This is a genomic window from Streptomyces sp. NPDC087420, from assembly GCF_044744165.1.
Classification (GTDB): Bacteria; Actinomycetota; Actinomycetes; order Streptomycetales; family Streptomycetaceae; genus Streptomyces.
Window position 1 is genome coordinate 26031 of the sequence record NZ_JBIUXU010000003.1, and the last position, 19955, is coordinate 45985.

Annotated in this window: 15 protein-coding genes; 14 read left to right on the forward strand and 1 reads right to left on the reverse strand. The window is 71.2% G+C overall.

The window, feature by feature from the left end; all coding sequences use genetic code 11:
• Window positions 1-106 precede the first annotated feature (106 nt).
• From ACIO1C_RS06155 to ACIO1C_RS06175, 5 genes are all read left to right on the forward strand, one after another.
• Window positions 107-724: a sigma-70 family RNA polymerase sigma factor gene (locus ACIO1C_RS06155; RefSeq protein ID WP_161307379.1), complete on the forward strand. Its 618-nt coding sequence runs from the start codon at window positions 107-109 to the stop codon at window positions 722-724.
• Complete coding sequence (locus tag ACIO1C_RS06160) at window positions 721-1674, forward strand: zf-HC2 domain-containing protein (protein WP_401859169.1); 954 nt, start codon at window positions 721-723, stop codon at window positions 1672-1674. The genes ACIO1C_RS06155 and ACIO1C_RS06160 overlap by 4 nt, the downstream gene beginning before the upstream one ends.
• A 62-nt stretch (window positions 1675-1736) precedes the next feature.
• A complete protein-coding gene (locus ACIO1C_RS06165; RefSeq protein WP_401859171.1) occupies window positions 1737-4319 on the forward strand; it encodes a HelD family protein in 2583 nt (860 codons plus the stop codon).
• 497 nt (window positions 4320-4816) lie between these two features.
• Window positions 4817-6259: an NAD-dependent malic enzyme gene (locus tag ACIO1C_RS06170; protein ID WP_401859173.1), complete on the forward strand. Its 1443-nt coding sequence runs from the start codon at window positions 4817-4819 to the stop codon at window positions 6257-6259.
• 429 nt (window positions 6260-6688) lie between these two features.
• Window positions 6689-6970, forward strand: a complete 282-nt coding sequence (locus tag ACIO1C_RS06175) for an HU family DNA-binding protein (RefSeq protein WP_003954777.1) — start codon at window positions 6689-6691, stop codon at window positions 6968-6970.
• 246 nt (window positions 6971-7216) lie between these two features.
• On the opposite strand, the gene murA is transcribed toward ACIO1C_RS06175, so the two are convergent.
• Complete coding sequence (murA, locus tag ACIO1C_RS06180) at window positions 7217-8557, reverse strand: UDP-N-acetylglucosamine 1-carboxyvinyltransferase (protein ID WP_327236408.1); 1341 nt, start codon at window positions 8555-8557, stop codon at window positions 7217-7219.
• A gap of 262 nt (window positions 8558-8819) precedes the next feature.
• On the opposite strand from murA, the gene ACIO1C_RS06185 reads away from it, so the two are divergent.
• From ACIO1C_RS06185 to ACIO1C_RS06225, 9 genes are all read left to right on the forward strand, one after another.
• Complete coding sequence (locus ACIO1C_RS06185) at window positions 8820-9380, forward strand: YqgE/AlgH family protein (protein WP_401859175.1); 561 nt, start codon at window positions 8820-8822, stop codon at window positions 9378-9380.
• 122 nt (window positions 9381-9502) lie between these two features.
• A complete protein-coding gene (locus tag ACIO1C_RS06190) occupies window positions 9503-9802 on the forward strand; it encodes a DUF3039 domain-containing protein (RefSeq protein ID WP_161307385.1) in 300 nt (99 codons plus the stop codon).
• A 266-nt stretch (window positions 9803-10068) separates the two neighbouring features.
• Window positions 10069-11370 (forward strand): extracellular solute-binding protein, encoded by a 1302-nt coding sequence (locus ACIO1C_RS06195; RefSeq protein ID WP_401859177.1) that lies wholly within the window; start codon window positions 10069-10071, stop codon window positions 11368-11370.
• A gap of 5 nt (window positions 11371-11375) precedes the next feature.
• Entirely contained in the window at window positions 11376-12371 is a 996-nt protein-coding gene (locus ACIO1C_RS06200) for a carbohydrate ABC transporter permease (protein WP_401859179.1), read from the forward strand.
• On the forward strand, window positions 12368-13207 hold the full coding sequence (locus tag ACIO1C_RS06205; protein WP_327236411.1) for a carbohydrate ABC transporter permease: 840 nt from the start codon (window positions 12368-12370) through the stop codon (window positions 13205-13207). Before ACIO1C_RS06200 ends, ACIO1C_RS06205 begins: the two co-directional genes overlap by 4 nt.
• Window positions 13208-13310: 103 nt before the next feature.
• On the forward strand, window positions 13311-14942 hold the full coding sequence (locus tag ACIO1C_RS06210; protein ID WP_401859181.1) for a beta-N-acetylhexosaminidase: 1632 nt from the start codon (window positions 13311-13313) through the stop codon (window positions 14940-14942).
• 332 nt (window positions 14943-15274) lie between these two features.
• Window positions 15275-16171: an FAD binding domain-containing protein gene (locus ACIO1C_RS06215; RefSeq protein ID WP_401859183.1), complete on the forward strand. Its 897-nt coding sequence runs from the start codon at window positions 15275-15277 to the stop codon at window positions 16169-16171.
• Complete coding sequence (locus ACIO1C_RS06220; protein ID WP_401859185.1) at window positions 16168-17622, forward strand: (2Fe-2S)-binding protein; 1455 nt, start codon at window positions 16168-16170, stop codon at window positions 17620-17622. Before ACIO1C_RS06215 ends, ACIO1C_RS06220 begins: the two co-directional genes overlap by 4 nt.
• On the forward strand, window positions 17619-19928 hold the full coding sequence (locus ACIO1C_RS06225; RefSeq protein WP_401859187.1) for a xanthine dehydrogenase family protein molybdopterin-binding subunit: 2310 nt from the start codon (window positions 17619-17621) through the stop codon (window positions 19926-19928). Before ACIO1C_RS06220 ends, ACIO1C_RS06225 begins: the two co-directional genes overlap by 4 nt.
• Window positions 19929-19955 lie beyond the last annotated feature (27 nt).

Genomic DNA, 19955 nt, shown 5'->3' on the forward strand with positions numbered 1-19955 from the left:
CCGGCAAGGAGAACGCCAACAAGACGCGGCGAAGATTTTTAAACTTTCTCACTCCTCGTTGAGTGAACCCTCCCACCGTGACCGTAGTGATGCATGAGAAGCAGCCATGAAGGTCTCGACCGGGAGGTTCCAGGTGCGCAAGGATGCGGCCGTGGCCGATGACCGTCCTCACCGGGCCCGACACCGGAGCGAGGCACCCCGTACCGACTCTTCCTCAGCACCTGATGAAGAGCTGATGCGCGCCCTCTACCGGGAACACGCCGGACCGTTGCTCGCCTACGTACTGCGTCTGGTCGCAGGCGATCGGCAGCGGGCCGAGGACGTCGTGCAGGAGACGCTCATCCGTGCCTGGAAGAACGCCGGTCAGCTCAACAGGGCGACCGGCTCTGTCCGACCCTGGCTGGTGACGGTCGCCCGGCGTATCGTCATCGACGGTCACCGCAGCCGGCAGGCCCGGCCACAAGAGGTCGATCCGTCGCCGCTGGAGGTCATGCCCGCGGAGGACGAGATCGACAAGGCGTTGTGGCTGATGACGCTCTCAGATGCGCTCGATGATTTGACCCCTGCCCATAGGGAAGTGCTCGTAGAGACGTACTTCAAGGGCCGTACGGTCAACGAGGCCGCAGAGACGCTCGGCATACCCAGCGGGACCGTGCGTTCACGTGTGTTCTACGCACTGCGTTCCATGAAGCTCGCGCTGGAGGAGAGGGGGGTCTCGGCATGACCACGCACGATCAGTACGGACCGGGCGACGACAGTGCTGTGCACGAAACCGTCGGCGCGTACGTCCTGGGTGTTCTGGACGACGCCGAGGCCACCGCCTTCGAGGAGCATTTGGCCGGCTGCCAGATCTGCGCCGTACACCTGGAGGAGTTCTCCGGGATGGAGCCGATGCTGGCCATGCTCGCGGACGGCCCGGGAGCGTTCGGCGCGCCCGGTGCCGGCATCGGCGGCGGGTCGGTCGTCCAGGGTGCCTTCGGGCAGGCCCCGCCCGGGGCGTCGCCCTTCGGGCAGCTGCCCTTCGGACAGGCCGGCGCCTCGGGGCGGCTCGACCCCTTCGCGCAGCTGCCGGCCCCGCCCTCGCGGCAGGCGACCCCCAGTGTCTCCGTACAGCCGAGCCCGCAGCTCCTCGACCGGCTGGTCGACGAGGTCGCGGCCAAGCGCGCCAAGCGCAAGCGCCGGGGCATGTACCTGGTCGCGGCCGCCGCCGCGCTGATCGTCGGAGGACCCCTCGCGGCCGTGGTCGCGACCTCGGGCGACGGCAAGGCGGACAACGTGGCGGTGGGCACACCCACGTCCAGGCCGTCGGCCAACGCGGCCAAGGATGCCTTCGCCGGGATGGCCGACAAGGTCACGGCGACCGACCCGACCACCAAGGTCACCGCCACCGTCGCCATGGGGGCGAAGGGCTGGGGCACCGACACGGTGCTGGAGCTCAAGAACCTCAAAGGCCCGGAGAAGTGCAGCCTGATCGCCGTCTCCAAGACCGGCGAGGAGGAGACCACCAGTTCCTGGACCGTCCCCGCGTGGGGGTACGGCATCCCGGACGGGCCGAACGAGTGGTCCCGCGCACCGCTGTACGTCCACGGCGGTACGGCCATGCAGGCCAAGGACATCGATCACTTCGAGGTCCGGACGTTCGACGGCAAGTCACTGGTGAAGGTCGACGCCTGACACAGCCGCCCCCTTCGCGTACGGTTGACGGCTGCCCGTTGCACGTCACGAAGGGGGCCTCGGTGGCCGCGCAGGATGCCGCTGTTGAATCCGCTGGACCCGCTGTAGATCCCGGACGCGACACGGGGAACGACTCCGTACGCGACCGGGAGATCGGCGTCGAACAGCACCATCTGGATCAGGTGTACCGCCGCCTCGAGGAGAAGATCCACGAGGCGGAGTTCCTGATGAACGACGCCGCCAAACGGGGGCAGGTCGGTACGCCGGGCGCCCTCGCCGAGCGCGACGCACAGGTTTTCCGGGCCGGGATCCACCTCAACCGGCTCAACAACGAGTTCGAGGACTTCCTTTTCGGGCGGATCGACCTGCTGCCCGGCAAGGACGGCAAGAAGGGCCCGGACGGCGCGTACACCTCGGTCGACCCGGCCGACAACGCCATCAGGACCGATCTGACCGCCGACATCGCCGAGACGCTGCACATCGGCCGGATCGGGGTCCTCGACTCCGACTACTCGCCGCTGGTCATCGACTGGCGGGCGCCGGCCGCCGCGCCGTTCTACCGCGCCACCCCGGTCGATCCCGGCAGGGTCGTGCGCCGGCGCGTGATCCGCTCCAAGGGCCGTCGGGTCCTGGGGGTCGAGGACGACCTGATGCGCCCCGAGCTGACCGCCTCGCTGGACGGCCGCTCCCTGGCCGTCATCGGGGACGGCGCGCTGATGGCGGCGTTGGGCCAGGCCCGCAGCCACACCATGCGCGACATCGTCTCCTCCATCCAGGCGGAGCAGGACCTGGTGATCCGCGCCCCCGCCGCCTCCGTCACCGAGGTGTCGGGCGGGCCCGGCACGGGAAAGACGGCGGTCGCGCTGCACCGCGCGGCGTATCTGCTCTACCAGGACCGGCGGCGGTACGCGGGCGGCATCCTGATCGTCTCGCCGACGCCGCTGCTGGTCGCGTACACGGAAGGCGTGCTGCCGTCCCTGGGCGAGGAGGGCCAGGTCGCGATCCGCGCGGTCGGCTCCCTGGTGGACGGCGCCGAGGCCACCGCGTACGACGAACCGGCCGTCGCCCGTGTCAAGGGTTCGGCCAGAATGCTGAAGGTGCTGCGTACAGCGGTCAGGGGGGCCCTGGAGCCCTCCGCGGGCCTCGGTGGGTCCACCGGGGCGGCGGGCGGGCGCGCGGGGTCCCAGGAGGGCCGGGGCGGCCGTGACCGGCGGCGGGGCGGTGGTCCCCGTACCGGACAGCTCGGCACCGGACAGCTCGCCTTCGGCGAGGAATCCGGTACGGACTCCCGTACGGAATCCGCCACGGACTCCGGCGGGGCCAGCGCGCTGGAGGGTGAGCCGCGCACCCCGGCCGTACGGACCGACCTGCTGCGGGTCGTCGCCTTCGGGCGGCGCCTGGAGCTGGACGCCGAGGAGCTGAACCGCGTACGGCAGTCCGCGCTCAGCGGCACCGCCCCCGTGAACCTGCTGCGCCCGCGCGCCAGGAAGCTCCTCCTGGACGCCCTCTGGTCCAAGTCCGGAGCCGCGGCCCGGGCCGGTGAGTACGCGTCGAAGGGCGACGCGGAACTCGCCGCCGAACTGCGCGGCGGCTTCGACGAGGACGTCGCGTCCGAGGACAGCTTCATCGAGTTCCTGGACGCCTGGTGGCCCGAGCTGACCCCGCGCGGGGTGCTCGCCGCCATGGCGGACGAGCGGCGCCTCGGCCGCTGGAGCCGGCGGGTGCTCAACCAGGGCGAGAACCGCCGCCTGGCCCGTTCGCTCAGGCGGCTGGGCGCCGACGGCAAGGGGCCGCTGTCCGTGCACGACGTGGCGCTCCTCGACGAACTGGAGACCCTGCTGGGCTCGCCGCCGCGTCCCAGGAAGCAGCGCCGTGAACTCGACCCGCTGGACCAGCTCACCGGTCTGGAGGAGCTGATGCCGCAGCGCGAGGAGACCCAGCGCGAGCGGGCGGAGCGGCTGGCGGCGGAGCGTACGGAGTACGCGCACGTCATCGTCGACGAGGCGCAGGACCTGACGCCGATGCAGTGGCGCATGGTCGGCCGCCGCGGCCGGCACGCCACCTGGACGGTCGTGGGCGACGCCGCGCAGTCGTCCTGGACGGATCCCGACGAGGCGGCGGAGGCCAGGGACGAGGCGCTGGGCAACCGCCCGCGCCGCCGCTTCACCCTGACCGTCAACTACCGCAACCCCGCCGAGATCGCCGAGCTGGCCGCGAAGGTCCTGGCACTCGCCATGCCCGGGATGGAGTCGCCGTCCGCGGTGCGCTCCACCGGCGTACGCCCGCGCTTCACCGTCGTACGGGACGGCGATCTCGCCGCGACCGTACGGGCGGAGGCGCGGGACCTGCTGGAGCGGGTGGACGGCACGGTCGGCGTGGTCGTGGCCATGAACCGCCGTGAGCAGGCGGCCCGCTGGCTGGCCGAACTGGGGCCGCGGGTGGTGGCGCTGGGCAGCCTGGAGGCCAAGGGCCTGGAGTACGACGCGACGGTCGTCGTCTCCCCGGCGGAGATCGCCGACGAGTCCCCGGCCGGGCTGCGTGTCCTGTACGTGGCGCTCACCCGGGCGACGCAGCAGCTCACGGTCGTGTCGGGGGTCCGGGACGAGCCCGACGCGGAGGGGGTGCCGGACCTGCTCCGGGATTGATTCCCGGTCAACTCGTCAGGAAGGAATCACTTTCCGGAGTGGTTTGTTAGCCTGGTCATGGCACCGACCCGATCCAAGCCCCCGGGCCCAACCTTCGTCGCCTAGAGCGACCTCTTGCCGCGAGGCGAGCATGGCGGGTCGGTGCCGCCTTTTCTTCCGGATCTCTCCCGCGGCTCGTCGGGACACAGTCGCGACGCGGCAGAGACTCGACGGGCCTTTTTTTCATTGAGTTCATTGAGTTCTTCGCCGAGTCCGGCGACGGGGTTTCCGTTCAGCGGGCCTTCACCGATGGTTGGTGGGGGCCTGCTTCTGTTGGCGGGACCGCTTGTTACGCTCACCCGCCTGACGGAAGGCACCTTCCACGGACGCGGGGGACGCGGCACCTTTACCGGCTACGCGCCGGTAGGTGCGACCATCGGTGGGCGCGTCGGGCCCAGGGCTCCGACGCGCGGCGGTGCCTTTCAAATGAGAGCCAGTGAAAGCAGAGGAACACGGTCATGGCAACGGCGCCAAGCGTCTCGTACTCGATGACGGTCAGGCTGGAGGTCCCCGCGAGCGGGACGGCTGTGTCCCAGCTGACCACGGCCGTGGAATCCTCCGGTGGCTCGGTGACCGGCCTGGACGTGACCGCGTCCGGCCACGAGAAGCTGCGGATCGACGTCACGATCGCGGCGACCTCCACCGGTCACGCGGAACAGATCGTCGAGCAGCTGCGCGGCATCGAGGGTGTCACCCTCGGCAAGGTCTCCGACCGTACGTTCCTGATGCACCTCGGCGGCAAGATCGAGATGCAGTCCAAGCATCCCATCCGCAACCGTGACGACCTCTCGATGATCTACACCCCGGGGGTCGCCCGGGTCTGCATGGCGATCGCCAGGAACCCCGAGGACGCCCGCCGCCTCACCATCAAGCGCAACTCCGTCGCGGTCGTCACGGACGGCTCCGCGGTGCTGGGCCTGGGCAACATCGGCCCGATGGCCGCGTTGCCCGTGATGGAGGGCAAGGCGGCCCTGTTCAAGCGCTTCGCCGGCATCGACGCCTGGCCGATCTGCCTGGACACGCAGGACACGGACGCCATCGTCGAGATCGTCAAGGCGATCGCCCCCGGCTTCGCGGGCATCAACCTGGAGGACATCTCCGCGCCCCGCTGCTTCGAGATCGAGGCGCGGCTGCGCGAGGCGCTGGACATCCCGGTCTTCCACGACGACCAGCACGGCACGGCGATCGTGGTGCAGGCCGCGCTGACCAACGCGCTGCGCGTGGTCGGCAAGGGCATCGGTGACGTACGGGTCGTCATGTCCGGCGCGGGCGCGGCCGGTACGGCCATCCTCAAGCTGCTGATCGCGGCCGGCGTCAAGCACGCCGTCGTGGCCGATATTCATGGGGTTGTGCACGCGGGCCGCGAGGACCTGGTCGAGGCCGCCGCCGAGTCGCCGCTGCGCTGGATCGCCGACAACACCAACCCGGAGGGCGTCACCGGCACCCTCAAGGAGGCCGTCGTCGGCGCGGACGTGTTCATCGGCGTCTCCGCCCCGAACGTGCTGGACGGCGACGACGTCAAGGCGATGGCCGAGAAGGCGATCGTCTTCGCGCTCGCGAATCCGGACCCGGAGATCGACCCGGCGGTCGCCCGCGAGTCGGCGGCCGTGGTGGCCACGGGACGCTCCGACTTCCCGAACCAGATCAACAACGTGCTGGTCTTCCCCGGGGTCTTCCGCGGCCTGCTGGACGCGCAGTCGAGGACGGTCAACACGGAGATGATGCTGGCCGCGGCGACCGCCCTGGCGGACGTCGTCACCGAGGACGAGCTGAACCCGAACTACATCGTGCCCTCGGTCTTCAACGACAAGGTCGCGTCGTCGGTGGCGGGTGCCGTACGGGACGCCGCGAAGGCGGCCGGGGTGACGGTGTCGCCCTCCGCGTCGGCGACGTCCGTCTGAGGGTCTGACCGAGGGTCTGCCCGAGGATCTGACCGAGGAACGTCACGACGGTCCGCCCTGTGCCCGGCGCGTCGCGATTCGCCGGGCGTCACGGCCCCCTCTAGGGTGGCGGACCATGGGCCCCGCCGCTCCAGTGAGGTTTTCAGGGCCTCCGGGGGGCCCGGAGGGCTCCCAAGGCTCCCCAGAGGGCTCCCAAGGCTCCAAGGAGTCTCCACAGAGTCGACGGAACGTCACGACGACGAGGCAGTGGCGCTTTTCGTGTGACTCCGGAGGGTGCCGGATTGGCTTTCCCGCCGCTGGTGGGGGCAGGATGCGTATTCGGGCGCGAGGGTCTGTCAGCAGACCCGGGTCCGGGGACTGTCCGAGGGCCCTGGCAGCATCGGCTTCGATCTCACGCCTCACAGGCAAGAAGAACACGGGAGTAACAACATGAACCGCAGTGAGCTGGTGGCCGCCCTGGCCGACCGCGCCGAGGTGACCCGCAAGGACGCCGACGCCGTGCTGGCCGCTCTCGCCGAGACCGTCGGCGAGATCGTCGCCAAGGGCGACGAGAAGGTCACCATCCCCGGCTTCCTGACCTTCGAGCGCACCCACCGTGCCGCTCGGACCGCTCGTAACCCGCAGACCGGCGACCCGATCCAGATCCCGGCCGGCTACAGCGTGAAGGTCTCCGCGGGCTCCAAGCTCAAGGAAGCCGCCAAGGGCAAGTAACACCCACAGGCGAACAAGCACGGCACAGGGGCGGCCATCCAACCGGATGGCCGCCCCTGTGTTGTCCCCCGGACGCGGTCCCGACGCCCTGTGTTGTCCCCCAGAAGGCCACAGACCGGGCGTGTACGGCCCAGAACGCCCCGGGCGGGTTGATGGCCCCGCCCGGGGGAGCGAGGCCATCAGCGCCGTACAGAGGGATTCCGGTGGCATGTGCCCCTGGCGGGCGGGTCGTGCGTCGGACGAGCGTCAGACGAGTGAGCCGCCCGGCAGTTCGACCTTCGCGCCCAGCTCGGTGAGCTTGTCCATGAAGTTCTCGTAACCGCGGTTGATCAGGTCGATGCCGTGCACCCGGGAGGTGCCCTGCGCCGCCAGCGCCGCGATCAGGTACGAGAAGCCGCCGCGCAGGTCGGGGATGACCAGATCGGCGCCCTGGAGCTTCGTGGGTCCCGACACGACGGCCGAGTGCAGGAAGTTCCGCTGGCCGAAGCGGCAGTCCGAGCCGCCCAGGCACTCCCGGTAGAGCTGGATGTGCGCGCCCATCTGGTTGAGCGCCGAGGTGAAGCCGAGCCGCGACTCGTACACCGTCTCGTGGACGATGGACAGCCCCGAGGCCTGCGTCAGCGCCACCACCAGCGGCTGCTGCCAGTCGGTCTGGAAGCCGGGGTGGACGTCCGTCTCCAGGGCGATCGCGTTGAGCGAGCCGCCCGGGTGCCAGAACCGGATGCCCTTGTCGTCGATCTCGAAGGCGCCGCCGACCTTGCGGTAGGTGTTGAGGAAGGTCATCATCGACCGCTGCTGCGCGCCGCGGACGTAGATGTTCCCCTCGGTGGCCAGCGCGGCGGACGCCCAGGAGGCGGCCTCCAGCCGGTCCGGGATGGCGCGGTGCGTGTAGCCGTCGAGCCGGTCGACACCAGTGATCCGGATCGTCCGGTCGGTGTCCATGGAGATGATCGCGCCCATCTTCTGGAGCACGCAGATCAGGTCCTCGATCTCCGGCTCCACCGCGGCGTTCGACAGCTCCGTGACACCTTCGGCCAGGACGGCCGTCAGCAGCACCTGCTCCGTCGAGCCGACCGAGGGGTACGGCAGCCTGATCTTCGTACCGCGCAGCCGCTGCGGGGCCTCCAGGTACTGGCCGTCCGCCCGCTTCTCGATCGTCGCGCCGAACTGGCGCAGCACGTCGAAGTGGAAGTCGATCGGCCGGCCGCCGATGTCGCAGCCGCCCAGACCCGGGATGAAGGCGTGCCCGAGCCGGTGCAGCAGCGGTCCGCAGAACAGGATCGGGATGCGCGACGAGCCCGCGTGCGCGTCGATGTCGGCGACGTTGGCGCTCTCGACGTACGTCGGGTCGAGGATCAGCTCGCCCGGTTCGTCACCCGGTCGGACGGTGACGCCGTGCAGCTGGAGCAGTCCCCGTACGACCCGTACGTCACGGATGTCCGGTACGTTGCGCAACCGGCTGGGGCCGCTGCCGAGCAGCGCGGCGACCATGGCCTTCGGCACCAGGTTCTTCGCACCGCGAACGCGGATCTCACCCTCCAGCGGGGTTCCGCCGTGGACAAGCATTACATCGTCTTTGACGGTCATGAATCTCGCGTTCCGGAGTGGGCGGGCAGGTGGCCAAGCAAAAGGGTAAGGGGCCGGAGCCCCTGCCCCGTAAGGGCGAGGACGTCCCGAACTCGTAATGAATTCGGGATGACACGTTCTGTTCCGCGTCCCTCGCGGAGGGTCACCGTCCCATTTTCCCGCCGTCCGGTGTCCGAGCCGCCCCGGTGCGTCGTGAGCTGCGTCCGCGCCCACTCTGCCGCGCGGGCCCCGGACAGGGCGAATGTGCGAGATCATGTGTCGCATGACCGAGGTGTCCTCGCTCACAGGGCGGTTGCTGGTCGCGACACCCGCTCTGGCGGACCCGAATTTCGATCGCGCTGTGGTGCTGCTGCTCGACCACGACGAGAAAGGTTCCCTCGGCGTGGTCCTCAACAGACCCACGCCCGTGGACGTGGGGGACATCCTGGAGCCCTGGGCCGACCACGCGGGGGAGCCGGGGGTGGTGTTCCAGGGCGGCCCCGTCTCGCTCGACTCGGCGCTGGGCCTCGCCGTCATCCCCGGCGACGAGGGACCGCTCGGCTGGCGCAGGGTGTACGGGGCGATCGGCCTGGTCGACCTGGAGACCCCGCCCGAGCTGCTCGTACGGGCACTCGGCTCGCTGCGGATCTTCGCGGGGTACGCGGGCTGGGGACCGGGGCAGCTGGAGGCCGAGCTGGCCGAAGGGGCGTGGTACGTGGTCGAGTCGGAGCCGGGCGACGTGTCGTCGCCGCGGCCCGAGGGGCTGTGGCGGGCCGTGCTGCGCAGGCAGCGCGGTGAGCTGGCCATGGTGGCCACCTACCCCGACGACCCGTCACTCAACTGAGGGCGCGCCCCTCGCGCGCCCCGGCGCGGGAGGCGGCCCTGAGCGATGCGTGAGCGAATGGTTCCGGAGTGCAGGGACCCGGAGCCTCCGTTCCGCCTCCTTCGTGGGTACCCTTGGCGCTCATGAGCACTCTTGAGCCCGAGCGCGGGGCAGGGACGGGCACCCTCGTGGAGCCGGCACCACAGGTGTCGCACGGCGACGGCGACCACGAGCGCTTCGCCCACTACGTCCAGAAGGACAAGATCATGGCGAGTGCCCTCGACGGCACTCCGGTGGTCGCACTGTGCGGGAAGGTCTGGGTACCGGGGCGCGACCCCAAGAAGTACCCGGTCTGCCCGATGTGCAAGGAGATCTACGAGTCCATGGGTCCCGGTGGGGACAAGGACAAGGACAAGGGCGGCAAGGACAAGAGCAAGAAGTAGCGGCTGGTCCTGTCCGTCGGTGACGGCCCCCCGGGTGCGCGCGTACGCGCGCACCCGGGGGGCCGTTCGCGTTTTGTCCGGCATGCGGGGCGGGCCGTTGCACAGGATGCTTCAGCGGGTCACAGAGTGGTAGAGACCACTTGTCGACGTGTTCCGGACATGCTTATCTCCTGCGAGTTGTGCAGAACGAAACGCACGTTGCACATGGTGCAACGGATGCCTCTGTATGCCTCTGTCGTCCCCACCGACCCGTAGGGAACTCCCGGATGAAGCTTTCCCGTATGGCCGCCCCCATCGCGGCACTGGTGCTCGCCGGCCTGACGGCCTCAGCCTGCGCGCCACAGACGTCCGACAACACCGCGACGAAGGACGAGAAGAGCGGCACGCTCCGCGTGTGGCTCTTCCAGGAGGTCAACAACAAGCCCAAGGAGCAGGTCGTCGACGGCGCGGTCGCCGCGTTCCGCGCGGCGCACAAGGGCACCAAGGTCGAGATCGAGTACATCCCCGTCGAGACCCGCGCCCAGCGGATCAAGGCAGCCTTCAACGACCCGAAGAGCGCGCCCGACCTGGTCGAGTACGGCAACACCGACACCGCGGGATACGTCAAGGACGGCGGACTCGCCGACGTCACCGAGGAGTTCGGCGCCTGGGACGAGGCCAAGGACACCGACCCCACGGCGAAGCAGTCCGTTACGGTGGACGGGAAGATCTACGGGGCGCCGCTGTTCGTCGGCGTCCGCGCCCTGTACTACCGCACCGACGTCTTCAAGGAGTTGGGGATCTCCGCCCCCAAGTCCCAGGCCGAACTGATATCCACCGCCAAGAAGATCCACCAGGCGAAGCCCGCCCTGTACGGCCTCGCGGTGGGCGGCGCCTACACCTACGGCGCCATGCCGTTCGTCTGGTCCAACGGCGGCGAACTCGCCGAGGAGAGCGGCGGTACGTACAAGGCCGCCGTCAACAGCCCGGCCGCCCGCAAGGGCATCGCCGCCTACACCTCCCTGTTCGGCGACGACAACTGTCCGGCCGCCAGGTGCGCCTCCATGGGAGGCAACGCGACCGTCACCGCCTTCGCCTCCGGCCAGGCCGCGATGGCGATCGGCGGCGATTTCAGCCACCAGGCCGTCGAGGCCGGCACCGTCAAGGGCAAGTACGCGGTGGTCCCGCTGCCGGGCGTCAAGGCGGGCTCCATCGCCCCCGCGTTCGCCGGCGGCAACAACATCGGCGTCCTCAGGAGCAGTGCGCACCGCACCCTCGCCGTCGACCTGATGAAGTCGTTCACGAGCAAGGACACCCAGGCCAAGCTCTTCGACGCGATGGGCTTCCTGCCGACGTACACGGACGTCCTCGCCGCCTCGGCGCAGAAGCAGCCGTTCGTCGCCCCCTTCGTCAAGACCCTCGGCGCGGGTGCCAAGTTCGTCCCCGCCTCCGCGGGCTGGGCCCAGATCGACTCCTCGCTGGTCCTGCCGACGATGTTCCAGGAGATCGTCAGCGGCCGTAAGGACGTCAAGGCCGCGTCCGACGACGCGGCGAAGAAGATGGACGCGGCGTTCGCGTCCGCGGGCTGAACCGGATGACGTCCCCCACCGGCCACGCGCCGCGCCCCCGGTCGCCGGAGAGGCCTGGAACAGCCCTCCCGGCGGCCGGGGGCAAGGCCCCCCGCCGGGCACCCCGCCGAGGACCCCGGCGAACCGGCCAGGGCGGCTGGACGCCGTGGCTCTACCTCGCGCCCGCCCTCGTCATCCTCGGCGGCCTGCTCGTCTACCCGATCTACCAACTGGGCCTGATCTCCTTCCTGGAGTACACCCAGGCCCAGGTCAGCGGCGGGCAGCCCACCACCTTCCAGGGCTTCGGGAACTACGCCACGCTCTTCCGCGACAGCCAGTTCTGGCAGGTGCTCCTCGCCACCGTGGTGTTCGCCGCCGCGTGTGTCGTCACCACGCTCGGCCTCGGCTGCGCCCTCGCCGTCCTCCTGACGCGCGTACGGGCCCTGCCGCGCCTCGCCCTGATGCTCGCCGCCCTCGGCGCCTGGGCCACCCCCGCGATCACCGGCTCCACCGTCTTCGTCTTCCTCTTCGACCCCGACTACGGCCCGGTCAACCGGGTGTTCGGGCTCGGCGACTTCTCCTGGACGTACGGCCGCTACAGCGCCTTCACGCTCGTCCTGCTCGAAGTCGTCTGGTGTTCCTTCCCGTTCGTGATGGTCACCGTCTACGCGGGCATCAAGGCCATCCCCGGCGAGGTGCTGGAGGCGGCCTCGCTCGACGGCGCCTCGCAGTGGCGGATCTGGCGGTCCGTCACCGCGCCGATGCTCCGCCCGATCCTGGTCGTCGTCACCATCCAATCGATCATCTGGGACTTCAAGGTCTTCACCCAGATCTACGTGATGACCAACGGCGGCGGAATCGCCGGCCAGAATCTCGTCCTCAATGTCTACGCGTATCAAAAGGCCTTCGCGTCCTCCCAGTACAGCCTGGGCTCGGCCATCGGCGTCGTCATGCTGCTGATTCTGCTGGCGGTCACGCTCGTCTATCTGCGGCTGCTGCGCCGCCGGGGGGAAGAACTGTGAACCTGCCGCGCGTCCGCCGCCCCTGGCGCCTCGCCGCCGAGGCGTCCGCCCTGGTCATCGCCGTCGTGGTGGCGTTTCCGCTGTACTGGATGGTCCTCTCCGCGTTCAAACCGGCGGGCGAGATCCAATCCACCCGGCCGCGTCCGTGGACGCTGTCCCCGTCGCTCGACTCGTTCCGCCGCGTCTTCGAACAGCAGGAATTCGGGCGGTACTTCCTCAACAGCCTGCTGGTCGCGGGCACGGTCGTGATCGTCTCCGCGCTGGTCGCCTTTCTGGCGGCCACGGCGGTCACCCGCTTCCGTTTCCGCTTCCGTACGACCCTGCTCATCATGTTCCTCGTCGCGCAGATGGTGCCGATCGAGGCGCTCACCATCCCGCTGTTCTTCCAGATGCGCGACATCGGCCTGCTCAATACGCTCGGCTCGCTGATCCTGCCGCATCTCGCGTTCTCGCTGCCGTTCGCGATCTGGATGCTGCGCGGATTTGTCAAGGCGGTCCCCGACGCGCTGGAGGAAGCCGCCTACATCGACGGCGCGAGCCGTACCCGTTTCCTGTGGCAGATCCTCTTCCCGCTGGTGTTCCCGGGGCTGGTCGCGACGAGTGTCTTCTCCTTCATCTCCACCTGGAACGACTTCCTCTTCGCCAAGTCCTTCATCATCAGCGACACTTCCCAGTCGACGCTTCCCATGGCGCTGCTGGTCTTCTTCAAACCCGACGAGAACGACTGGGGCGGGATCATGGCGGGCTCCACCGTCATGACCGTTCCCGTGCTCGTCTTCTTCGTGCTCGTCCAGCGGCGGCTGGTCTCCGGACTGGGCGGCGCGGTCAAGGACTGACGGACAGACCCAGAGAAAAGCAGAGAAACCCGAGAAACCCGAGAAACCCGAGAAACCCGAGAAGACCCGAGAAGACCCGGGAGAACCCAGTGAGGACCGACCCATGGATCTGATTCCCGACCCCCGGCACACCTGGCCGGCGCCGCAGGGGACCGACCCGTTCCCCCTCGACGCCGAGACGACGATCGACGCCGGCCCCGGCACGGAGGGGGTCGCCCGCTGGTTCCGTACGGCCGTCGGCGCCGCGACCGGGCTGCCGCTCGCGGACGGCGCGGAGGACGGCAACAGCGTCGTCCTGGAGATCAGCCCCGGTCTGGAGCGCCAACTCGGCCCAGAGGGCTACCGGATCACCGCCGACACCCAGGCCGTCCGGATCGAGGGCGGCAGCCCCGCCGGGGTGTTCTGGGGGGCCCAGACCCTCCGTCAGCTCCTCGGCCCCGACGCGTACCGCGCCGCGCCGGTGGACCCGGAACGCCGGTGGTCCGTACCGGCCACGGTCGTCGAGGACGCCCCCCGCTTCGGCTGGCGCGGCCTGATGCTCGACGTGTCACGCCACTTCATGTCCAAGGACGGCGTCCTGCGTTATCTGGACCTGCTCGCCGCGCACAAGCTGAATGTCTTCCACTTCCACCTCACCGACGACCAGGGCTGGCGCATCGAGATCAAGCGCTATCCGAAACTGACGGAGACCGGCGCCTGGCGGGGCCGTACCAAATGGGGACACCGCGCCTCGGAGCTGTGGGAGGAGAAACCGCACGGCGGTTACTACACCCAGGACGACATCCGCGAGATCGTCGCGTACGCCACCGAACGGCATATCACCGTCGTCCCGGAAATCGATATCCCCGGGCATTCGCAGGCGGCCATCGCCGCATATCCCGAACTCGGCAACACCGATGTCGTCGACACGGCCGCGCTCACCGTCTGGGACACCTGGGGCGTCAACGCGAACGTACTCGCCCCCACCGACCACACCCTGCGCTTCTACGAAGGCGTCTTCGAGGAAGTGCTCGGCCTCTTCCCCTCGACCTTCATCCACGTCGGCGGCGACGAGTGCCGCAAGGAGCAGTGGAAGGACTCCGCGGCGGCCCAACTCCGCATCGAGGAGAACGGCCTGGCCAACGAGGACGAGCTCCAGGCGTGGTTCATCCACCACTTCGACACCTGGCTCACCGCCCGCGGCCGGCGGCTGATCGGCTGGGACGAGATCCTCGAGGGCGGCCTCGCGCCCGGCGCCGCCGTCTCCTCCTGGCGCGGGTACGGGGGCGGCATCGCGGCCGCCCGGGCCGGCCACGACGTGGTCATGTGCCCCGAGCAGCACGTCTACCTGGACCACCGGCAGGCCGCCGGCGAGGACGAACCGATGCCCATCGGGTACGTCAGGACCCTGGAGGACGTCTACCGCTTTGAACCCGTACCCGCCGACCTCACCGAGGAGGAGGCGCGGCACGTCCTCGGCACCCAGGCCAACGTCTGGACCGAGGTGATGCAGGACCGTTCGCGCGTCGACTACCAGGTCTTCCCCCGCCTCGCGGCCTTCGCCGAGGTCGCGTGGTCCGACCTCCCGGCCCCGGCCGAGCGGGACTTCGAGGACTTCGAGCAGCGGATGACCGAGCACTACCGGCGGCTGGACGTCCTGGGGGTCGAATACCGGCCGCCCGGCGGCCCGTTGCCGTGGCAGCGGCGGCCCGGTGTGCTCGGACGCCCGATCGAGGGTCAGCCTCCGATCGTGTGAGCCGCGCGAGGGGTGCCCACCCCGTTCCCGCGTCCCTGTCCGCCGCCCGGGACGCAGTTCCGTGTCGCTCCCCGCCGTATCCCCGCCGTATCCCCGTCAAGGGCGCGTCGCGCCGCGAACGCCGGGGAGTGGCGGGGTGCGTGAGGCGCCGAAGACGGGGTGAACCGGACCTTTGCCCTGGCCGGGGACGGATCCGCCCTTCGTGGACCCTCGCTCCGGTCGGCTCCGAAGATGTGCCAGAGTTGCCACGTCCGGGCTGTGAGCACGTACGGTACGGCAACACAGGTACCGGTACGGCAACACATGCGGGACACCGGAAAGGGGCAGCTGGGTTGACCACGCACGCACCGCAGACGGCGCAGTCCGTGACGCTGCCGGCCTCGCTCGACGAGGCCGTGGCGGCGCTCACCGCGATGCCCGCCGCCGTTCCCGTCGCAGGTGGAACCGACCTGATGGCGGCCGTCAACAGGGGCCTCCTGCGGCCCGCCGGGCTCGTCGGCCTCGGCCGGATCAGCGAGCTGCGCGGCTGGCACTACCAGGACGGCCACGCCCTCCTCGGCGCCGGCCTCACCCACGCGCGCATGGGCAGGCCCGACTTCGCGGCCCTCATCCCCGCGCTCGCCGCGTCCGCGCGCGCCGCCGGCCCGCCCCAGATCCGCAACGCCGGGACGCTCGGCGGGAACATCGCCACCGCCGCGCCGACCGGTGACGCCCTGCCCGTACTCGCCGCCCTGGAAGCCGACCTCGTGGTCGCGGGACCGGGCGGCGCGCGCCGCGAGATCCCCGTCACGCACCTGCTCGCCGGGCGCGAGATGCTGGCGCCCGCCGAGCTGATCGGCTTCGTCCGCGTGCCGTTGCTGCACGCCCCCCAGGTCTTCCTCAAGGCGACCGGGCGGACCGGCCCGGGACGCGCCACCGCCTCCGTGGCCGTGGTCCTCGACCCGGCGCGGCGCGGGGTGCGCTGCGCGGTCGGGGCGATCGCGCCGATGCCCCTGCGCCCGCTGGAGGCGGAGCGGTGGATCGGCTCGCTGATCGACTGGGACGGGGCGCGCGGGCTCACGCAGGAGGCCCTGGCGGCCTTCGGCGAGTACGTGGCCGCCGCGTGCGTCCCGGACCCGGCGCCACCCGCCGACGGGAGCGAGGCGCCCGCGCTCGCCCCCGCCGTACTGCACCTGCGGCGTACCGTCGCCGCGCTGGCCCGGCGAGCACTGGGGAGGGCCCTGTCGTGAGCACCAACGAGCATTCCGGTACGGGTTCCGGATCCGGTCCCGGGGGGCAGCAGGGGCGCGGCGGCTGGCAGCCGGTCGAGCACGGCGGCGAGTACGACGCCGAGGCGACCGCGTTTGTGCAGCTGCCGCCCGAGGACTTCATGGACGCGCCGCTGGCCGCGCCGGGCCACGGCTACGTACCGCCGCAGATCGTCCCGCTGACGCCCGCCGCGGACCCCTCCGTACCGGACCACATGCGCTGGCCGGAACCGCAGCAGCAGCAGGGCGGCCAGGGGCAGGTGTACGACACGTCGTACGACCCGCGGGCCACGGGGCACTGGAACTTCGGCGACGGTGGGCAGACGGGCCAGGGCCAAGGTCAGGGCACGGGCCAGGGTCAGGGCCAGGGCTCAGGCCAGGGTCAGCGCGGCGGGACGGACGGCCGGGGGAGCGCCCTCGCGGACGGTCCCGCGCAGGGCGGCAACACCCCCTCCGAGCTGACCGGCGAGTGGACCATCCCGGTCGCCCAGGGCGACCTTCCCGACGAGTCGGGCGAGTTCAGCGCCTCGGTCCTCGCCTCGCAGTGGGGCGGCGGCACCCCGCCCGCGACCCTCCCCGGCGGCGCGGCCGCGCCCTGGGCGCCGCTTCCCGAGGCCGACGCCTACGCGGACGGCGGGCCTCCGGCGGACGAGCCGGGGGGGCCGGGTGAGCCCGAGCCTTCCGGTACCGACCCGTCCGCGGACGACACCGTCGCGCCCGAGGCCGACCTCGTACCCGAAGCGGACGCGGAGCCCGTACCGGATCCCGAGCCCGCCCCCCTCACCAGCAGCAACAACAGCACCGAACACCCCGCCGGCTCCTACGTCCTGCGCGTCAACGGCGCCGACCGCCCCGTCACCGACGCCTGGATCGGCGAGTCCCTCCTGTACGTGCTCCGCGAGCGCCTCGGCCTCGCCGGTGCCAAGGACGGCTGCGCCCAGGGCGAGTGCGGCGCCTGCAACGTCCAGGTCGACGGCCGGCTCGTCGCCTCCTGCCTCGTCCCCGCCGCCACCGCGGCCGGCTCCGAGGTCCGTACGGTCGAAGGCCTCGCCGTCGACGGCGAACCCTCCGACGTCCAGCGGGCACTGGCCAAGTGCGGCGCGGTGCAGTGCGGTTTCTGCATCCCCGGCATGGCCATGACCGTGCACGACCTCCTGGAGGGCAACCACGCCCCCACCGAACTGGAGACCCGGCAGGCGCTGTGCGGCAACCTCTGCCGCTGCTCCGGCTACCGGGGTGTCCTCGACGCCGTGAACGAGGTCGCCGCGGAGCGCGCCGCGAGCGCGGAGGCGGCCGCGGCCGCCTCCGAGGAAGCCCGCGTCCCGCACCAGGCGTCCCCGGGCGCCGGCGGCGCGCAGCATCCGCGCCCGCACTCCCCGGCGCACCCCAACTCGCCCGCGAACTCGCACTCGCACGACGGAGGCATGGCGTGAGCAACGACGCGGCCACCGGGACACCGGCGCTCGACGGCCCCCGCCAGGAGCCTCCCGCGCACGGCCTCGGCGCCTCCCTCCCCCCGGCCGACGCCCGCGCCAAGACCGAGGGCACCTTCCCGTACGCGGCCGACCTGTGGGCCGAGGGCCTGCTGTGGGCCGCGATCCTGCGCTCCCCGCACCCGAGCGCCAGGATCGTCTCCATCGACACCACCGCCGCCGCCGAGATGCCGGGCGTACGGGCCGTCGTGACCCACGAGGACGTCCCGGGGGACTCGGCGTACGGCCGCCGGGTCGCCGACCGCCCGGTTTTCGCCTCGGAGGTCGTACGGCACCACGGCGAGGCGATCGCCGCCGTCGCCGCCGACCACCCCGACACCGCGCGGATGGCCGCCGCCGCGATCGCCGTTGAGTACGAGATCCTCGACCCGGTCACCGACCCCGAGAAGGCGTTCGCCGCCGAGCCGCTGCACCCCGACGGCAACCTGATCCGGCACATCCCGCTGCGCTACGGCGACCCCGGCGTGCAGGGCGAGATCGTCGTGGAGGGCCTGTACCGCATCGGCCGCCAGGACCCCGCCCCGATCGGCGCCGAGGCCGGCCTCGCGGTCCCCAGACCCGACGGTGGGGTCGAGATCTACACCGCCTCCACCGACCCGCACACCGACCGCGACCTGGCCGCCGCCTGCTTCGGCCTGGACCCCGAGCGCGTCAAGGTCGTCGTCACGGGAGTCCCCGGCGCCACCGGCGACCGCGAGGACCCCGGCTTCCAGATCCCGCTCGGCCTGCTCGCCCTGCGCACCGGGTGCCCGGTCAAGCTCGCGGCCACCCGCGAGGAGTCCTTCCTCGGCCACGCCCACCGCCACCCCACCCTGCTGCGCTACCGCCACCACGCGGACAGCGAGGGCCGCCTGGTCAAGGTCGAGGCCCAGATCCTGCTCGACGCGGGCGCCTACGCCGACGACTCGTCGGAGTCCCTGGCCGCCGCCGTCGCGTTCGCCTGCGGCCCGTACGTCGTCCCCCACGCCTTCATCGAGGGCTGGGCCGTGCGCACCAACAACCCGCCGTCCGGGCACGTCCGGGGCGAGGGCGCCATGCAGGTCTGCGCGGCCTACGAGGGCCAGATGGACAAGCTGGCCGCCACCCTCGGGCTCGACCCGGCGGAGCTGCGCCTGCGCAACGTCCTGGCGACCGGTGACATCCTGCCGACCGGCCAGACGGTCACCTGCCCGGCGCCGGTGGCCGAACTGCTCCAGGCCGTACGGGACTTCCCGCTGCCCGCCCTGCCCAAGGACACCCCGGAGGCGGCCTGGCTGCTGCCGGGAGGCCCGGAGGGCGCGGGCGAGCCCGGCGCGGTACGGCGCGGTGTCGGTTACGCGCTCGGCATGGTCCACATGCTCGGCGCCGAGGGCGCGGACGAGGTCTCCACGGCCACGGTGAAGGTCCACGACGGCGTGGCGACGGTCATCTGCGCCGCCGTCGAGACCGGCCAGGGCTTCTCGACGCTCGCCCGGCAGATCGTCCAGGAGACGCTGGGCATCGAGGAGGTCCACGTCGCCTCGGTCGACACGGACCAGCCCCCGGCGGGCCCGGCCGCGCACGGGCGGCACACGTGGGTCTCGGGCGGCGCGGTGGAGCGGGCGGCCAAGATGGTCCGTACACAGCTGCTCCAGCCGCTGGCCCACAAGTTCGGGATGTCCACCGAGCTGCTCCAGATCACGGACGGCAAGATCACCTCGTACGACGGTGTGCTGTCCACCACCGTCACGGAGGCGATGGACGGCAAGGAGCTGTGGGCGACGGCGCAGTGCCGCCCGCACCCCACCGAGCCCCTGGACGAGGCGGGCCAGGGCGACGCGTTTGTCGGTCTCGCGTTCTGCGCGATCCGCGCGGTCGTGGACGTCGACATCGAACTCGGCTCGATCCGGGTGGTCGAGATGGCGGTCGCCCAGGACGTGGGCCGCGTCCTCAACCCGGCGCAGCTGGCGACCCGTATCGAGGCGGGCATCACGCAGGGCATCGGTACGGCCCTGACGGAGAACCTCCGCACGACCCGCGGCCTGGTCCGCCGCCCCGACCTCACCGGCTACGCGCTGCCGACGTCCTTGGACGCCCCGGACATCCGGATCGTCAAACTGGTCGAGGAACGCGACGTGGTGGCCCCCTTCGGCGCCAAACCGGCCAGCGCGGCCCCCGTGGTCACGGCCCCGGCGGCGGTGGCCTCGGCGGTCCGCGCGGCCACGGGCCGCCCGATCAGCCGCCTCCCGATCCGCCCCCAGGCGGCGGTGGCGGTACCGGGGGCGTAGGGGGCGCGGGGGTGCTCCACCTCACAG